We start from the raw sequence: 366 nt of genomic DNA, 5'->3' as shown, positions 1-366 counted from the left end.
GGATAACCGAGGCGGGCGGGCAATACCGTCGAGCCGGGCAAACCCACCAGCAATCCTGGGCGAACGAATGAGCACACGGGTCATCATTATCGGGTCGGGGCCGGCGGGCTACACCGCCGCCATCTATGCGGCACGCGCGCTGTGCAATCCCGTGCTGATCTGTGGGCCGCAACCTGGTGGACAGCTGACGGTAACCACGGATGTCGAGAACTATCCGGGATTCCCCGACATCGTCCAGGGCCCATGGCTCATGGAGCAGATGCAGAAACAGGCGGAACACTGCGGGGCGACTATCGTCACTGACCATGTCGAAACCGCCGATCTCAGCGAGCGGCCGTTCAGGGTAATCACGTCGTCCGGCAAGCG

1 protein-coding gene is annotated in these 366 nt (G+C 63.1%); it reads left to right on the top strand.

Going from position 1 to position 366, the window contains the following annotated elements:
• Positions 1 to 67 precede the first annotated feature (67 nt).
• On the top strand, positions 68 to 366 hold a 299-nt coding region (locus tag EOD07_RS37250), incomplete at its 3' end, for an FAD-dependent oxidoreductase (RefSeq protein ID WP_164773000.1).

The sequence above is a fragment of the Mesorhizobium sp. M2C.T.Ca.TU.002.02.1.1 genome (assembly GCF_003997225.1).
The sequence above is the reverse complement of the archived record's forward strand: the minus strand, read 5'-3'. Positions and strand labels throughout refer to the sequence as shown.